This window comes from Nostoc sp. WHI (assembly GCF_015714725.1).
Lineage (GTDB): Bacteria > Cyanobacteriota > Cyanobacteriia > Cyanobacteriales > Nostocaceae > Nostoc.
Window position 1 is genome coordinate 1 of record NZ_WBKM01000124.1, and the last position, 5,345, is coordinate 5,345.

At 46.4% G+C, this 5,345-nt stretch carries 3 protein-coding genes and 1 pseudogene; 3 read left to right on the top strand and 1 reads right to left on the bottom strand.

Features of this window, described 5'->3' with window-relative positions; translation table 11 throughout:
- Window positions 1-833: WD40 repeat domain-containing protein (locus tag F8S12_RS12700; protein WP_196516636.1), on the top strand; the 833-nt coding region annotated here is incomplete at its 5' end.
- A gap of 332 nt (window positions 834-1,165) precedes the next feature.
- On the opposite strand, the gene F8S12_RS12705 is transcribed toward F8S12_RS12700, so the two are convergent.
- A complete protein-coding gene (locus F8S12_RS12705) occupies window positions 1,166-3,847 on the bottom strand; it encodes an efflux RND transporter permease subunit (protein ID WP_196516637.1) in 2,682 nt (893 codons plus the stop codon).
- A 299-nt stretch (window positions 3,848-4,146) separates the two neighbouring features.
- Between F8S12_RS12705 and F8S12_RS12710 the strand changes: the two genes are divergently transcribed.
- Both F8S12_RS12710 and F8S12_RS12715 read left to right on the top strand, forming a co-directional pair.
- Window positions 4,147-5,001: a ferritin-like domain-containing protein gene (locus F8S12_RS12710; protein ID WP_196516638.1), complete on the top strand. Its 855-nt coding sequence runs from the start codon at window positions 4,147-4,149 to the stop codon at window positions 4,999-5,001.
- A pseudogene (locus tag F8S12_RS12715) lies at window positions 4,994-5,345 on the top strand (phosphorylase); the annotation flags it as partial. The gene F8S12_RS12710 and the pseudogene F8S12_RS12715, both read left to right, overlap by 8 nt.

A 5,345-nucleotide genomic window follows, 5' to 3' on the forward strand; every position in this document is an offset into this window, starting at 1 on the left:
ATAGCGTCAGTTTTAGCGCCGACGGCAAGACATTGGCTTCTGGCAGTGGTGACAAGACGATTAAACTCTGGAATCTAGAGACAGGAAAGAAAATCCGCACCCTCAAGGGACATGATCGCTCTGTCTATAGCGTCAGTTTTAGCGCCGACGGCAAGACATTGGCTTCTGGCAGTGGTGACAAGACGATTAAACTCTGGAATCTAGAGACAGGAAAGAAAATCCGCACCCTCAAGGGACATGATCGCTCTGTCTATAGCGTCAGTTTTAGCGCCGACGGCAAGACATTGGCTTCTGGCAGTGGTGACAAGACGATCAAACTCTGGAATCTAGAGACAGGAAAGGAAATCCGCACCCTCAAGGGACATGATGGCATTGTCTTAAGCGTCAGTTTTAGCGCCGACGGCAAGACATTGGCTTCTGGCAGTGATGACAAGACGATCAAACTCTGGAATCTAGAGACAGGAAAGGAAATCCGCACCCTCAAGGGACATGATGGTATTGTCCATAGCGTCAGTTTTAGCGCCGACGGCAAGACATTGGCTTCTGGCAGTGAGGACAAGACGATCAAACTCTGGAATCTAGAGACAGGAAAGGAAATCCGCACCTTCAAGGGACATGATAGCTTTGTCATGAGCGTCAGTTTTAGCGCCGACGGCAAGACATTGGCTTCTGGCAGTGAAGACAACACGATCAAACTCTGGAATCTTCCAGATTTAGAGTTAGATTCTTTAATGGGGCGCAGTTGTGATTTGGTGCGGGGTTATTTACAAAATAATCCTAACGTTAGCCAGAGCGATCGGCACTTGTGCGACGGCATCGGCACGCAAAAGTAAACAGGCGTTCCGCAGGAAAATCTAAAATTTCTTGCGGGGAAACCAATCATCCAAAATGGTGTAGACTACTGGCACGACAATCAAGCTGAGGATAGTGGAAGTTATTAATCCACCAGCGATCGCCACAGCCATACAATACGGTTCGGTTAAGGTGCATAGTCCTTAAAGATCCCCCTTAGTCCCCCTTAAAAAGGGGGAAATAGAGCCATTCTTAGCCCCCCTTTTTAAGGGGGGTTGGGGGGATCAAGTCTTATCCGAACCGTATTGGCAACAGCCATAGGCGATCGTAACTCGGAACCCGCACCAAAACCTAAGGCGATCGGCAGGAAAATCTAAAATTTATTGCGGGGAAACCAATCATCTAAAATGGTGTAGACTACTGGCACGACAATCAAGCTGAGGATAGTTGAAGTTATTAGTCCACCAGCGATCGCCACAGCCATAGGCGATCGTAACTCGGAACCTGCACCAAAACCTAATGCGATCGGTAGCATCCCTAAAAGCGTTGAAGCAGTGGTCATCATAATTGGTCTGAGGCGCACTGGTGCAGCCGTGAGAATCGCCTCCGTGCGCTCTAAGCCAGATTTGCGGAGTTGGTTGATGTAATCTACCAGCAAGATGGCATTTTTATTTGCTAGTCCCAACAAAAATACAAAGCCAATCAGCGAGATCATCCCAAAGTCGCTTTTGGTGAAGAGTAAGGCCAACATCGCGCCGACAATTGACAAGGGCAAAGAAACCCCAATTACTACCGGGTCTATCCAGCTTTTGAACAGCAAAATCAGCACTACAACAATGCACAGTGCCGATAATAGCAAAGTCGTACCAAAACTACCAAATACTTCACTTTGGCGGGCAGAATCTCCCCCCAAGTCTAAAGTTACACCAGCAGGTAACACAGCTTTGGCTTCTGCTACTAATTGATCTGTGGCATTACCCAAAGACAAATCCTTGCCCAGATTAGCGCTGATATAAGCTACCCTTTGATTGTTAAGCCGCTCAATTTGAAAAACTGTACCCTGTGAGTTTGTTTCATTTGTAGCTGTGACATCAGCAAACCCCGGTAATTTTTCGATGCGCTCTTTAATTGCCTTAGCAGCTTTGCTGAGAATTTGGAGGTCATTGCCTCGTAGTGAAACCTGTAGGGGTTTTTGTCCACCAGTGTCAACAAATTGAATATCTTCCACACTGGTATTCACACCAGGGAAATTAGGCAAAGTGGAGCGTAATTGGTCTTGTACTTCCGCAGTCTTGATGTTGCGGTCTTCCTTGAGCTTCACATAGAGATTACCTTTATTTGGCTCACCCTCACGGGAACCAACGGTAGTAAATATCGTTTCCACTGCTGGAGACTTTCTCACCACTTCTTCTAGTTTCTTAGCAACCTCAAGAGAATCGTTCAAAGGATTGGGAATAGGGAGTAGGGAGTAGGGAGTGGGGAGTAGTGATTGAGCATTAGGATTTCTCCCCTGCTCCCCTTGCCCCTCTGCTCCACTAGGGATATTCGGCAAAGGAGCCGTATAAGCAATATTGAATTCGCCGCGATCGAGTTTAGGAATAAACCCTTTGGGAATTAGTGGAATCAGTGCTATACCTGCAACAAAGCTGAGTACAGCTAATGCGATGACTGTCTTGCGGTGGTTTAAAGACCAGTTGAGTAAGTTTCGGTAAAATTGGGTAAAATTCACCCAGATGTTTGCTTCCCGACGCGGGGAGAGCGAGGATTTAGGTTTCAGCCAGTAGATAGCTAGAACTGGAGATAAAGTCCGAGCAACTAACATAGAAGCAAGCATCGCGGCTGAAACAGTGATGCCGAAAGGCTTGAAGAACTGACCGATTACCCCACCCATTAAACCTATGGGCAGAAAAACCGCTACTGCTGTCAAAGTGGCGGCGGTAACTGTCAACCCAATTTCATTTGTAGCTAAAAGTGCCGCTTGACGAGGAGTTTCCCCATCTTCGATGTGTCGCATGATGTTTTCTACATCCACGATCGCATCATCAACAATACTACCAATCACTAAAGCCAAAGCCAGCAACGTAATCGTCTCTAGGTTAAATCCAAAAATTGCCATGACGATAAACGTTGCCAACAAAGATATGGGAATCGCTAAGGCAGAGATGAGAGTTGCTCGCCAACTCCATAAAAAAGGAAAAATCACCACTATTGACAACACGATGGCTTCCATTAGTGCATCAATTGTTGACTTGGTGGCTTGGCGGATATATTCTGCTTGGGTGGCAGCTAGGGTGAGTTTCACGTCTTTGAGGCTAGAACGTAGCCTTTGGACTTCTTTCTCGACTCGACTCACTACTTCTAAGGTGTTAGCACTGCCACGTTTGATCACCTGAAAAGCCAGTGCATTTTGACCGTTAAACCGGACTAATGTTGCTCCTGCTTGGGGAAAAGCTGCTGCTGATGGATTTAGGGGAGGATTTGCAGTAGCAGCGCCCAATAATGAGACTTTCAGGACTCCTGGTAGTTTAGCGATCGCACTCACAATTTCATCTTGCGCCAACTTAGTCAAGTCTGTAAGATTCATTGAGGGACTCTCAATGGCATAACTAATGGCGGCTGACTCGTTCAGGTTCAAGGGAATAATTTTAGAAGTCGCTCCCTGGGGCAGAGTCAATTCGTTGAGAGCAGTTTCAACTTCTTTAGTGGATGTTTCTAAATTTGTACCAACAGCAAAAGAAAGACCAACAGCAGTTTGTCCTGGATAGGTGGATGAGCGGATATTCTCTAATCCTTCTAAGGAGCGAAGGCGTTCTTCTAAAGGTTGAGTGAGATCCGCTTCTGTATCAAAGGCGGTTGTCAGAGGGGCTGTAGCATTCACAACCACTACAGGGAAGGTAATATCTGGAAACAAAGCATACTTAAGAGAACTGAAAGCTAGAATACCAGCTACCGTTACAGCAATCCAAAAACTCACCGTCAACCACGAGAATTGAATCGCCAATTTGGAAATATTGAAGAGTTCTCGTGCGGATTTGGGGCTATGAAGCTTTACCATCTTGGTGGAAAATTATTGTGCGGGTGACACAATTATTAATCGTGCTACAGAAATCGCCTTCGGTTTGGGAGTTTTGCTCACCACCAAAAGGCAATAATATCACTTATTGTCACTCAAATCTCAATACGGTTCGGATAAGATCCCCCCGCCTGTGGCGACCCCCTTAAAAAGGGGGTAAAGAAGGAAAAAAGTCCCCCTTTTTAAGGGGGGTTGGGGGGATCTCCGAGAGCCAAACATATTAACCGAACCGTATTGGCTCAAATCTGACCTAATCTTGAATGCAAAAGGGAACTTCAGACATGAAAATTGGCTCTGTCGAGCATAAGGAGTTATTTTGCCGAAGCTTTATGGAAAGCTACAGGGATTACGAACCTGAGTATCTCCCCTGGCCAGATTTGGACGATACAGCCTTGACTTTCTTACGCAGTATTCCCTTCTGGGAAAAAGCTCTGGATACAGAGCGACAAGCTGGAGCCATAGTTAGTGGTTACGCAGCGACGGAGAGCGATCGCCTTTTACAAACTGCGATCGCTCTCCAAGGGAAAGAAGAATTACGCCATGCTCACCTACTTCAAACATTAATTGACCGTTACGGCATCAAGCTACCAGAACGTCAACCTATTCAAGTTCCCCAAAACATTGAGCCAGTATTTACGCGCTTTGGCTTTGAAGAGTGCCTAGATACCTTCTTTGCCTATGGGCTATTTGCGATCGCCCGTGAAGCTGATGTTTTTCCAGAGTCAATCTTCACGATCTTTGATCCGATCATAGACGAAGAGACACGCCATATTGTCTTTTTTGTCAACTGGTTTACCTACACACAAATTCATCGTGGCCAGGGATTTACCCCACTGCGGAGTGCCAAAACCCTCTGGCACTATGGCAGGGCACTCAGCAATCTGATTGCCGTATTTGGCAATGGTGACACCAATAAGACTGGCTTCGCCGCCACCGGTACTGGCATCTTTACCAAAGACCTCACAATAGAAAAATTTCTCAGCATTTGTCTATCTGAAAATCAACGCCGGATGAGTAAGTATGATCCCCGACTGCTGCAACCGCAATTATTGCCCAGGCTTGCTAATATCGCCCTCCGCACTCTCCAGCTAATACCCAGACGCAAACTCCAGAATGTCGAGAGAGCTAGTGCCTAATTTTTTACCCATAGACACAATTTTGGTGCCTCAGGGAGCAGAATATAAAGCTGTGTGTCGCGGATTAAGCGGCATAACTGGCTCAATCCCAACGGTATTACCCATACCTGTTGGGATGAAGCCTTTACTCAAATATCTGCACGCATCCCAAGGAAATGAACAATTTCTGGCTGCAAAATCGAGAGTGCTGATTATGGGTTTATGTGGCAGTTTAAGCGATCGCTACACAGTTGGCGATATTGTGTTGTATGAGGATTGTGTTTATCAGGGGAAACAGCAAGAATGCGATCGCCCTTTGACAGCCCAATTACACTCAATACTCAGCACTCCCCACTCCCCACTCC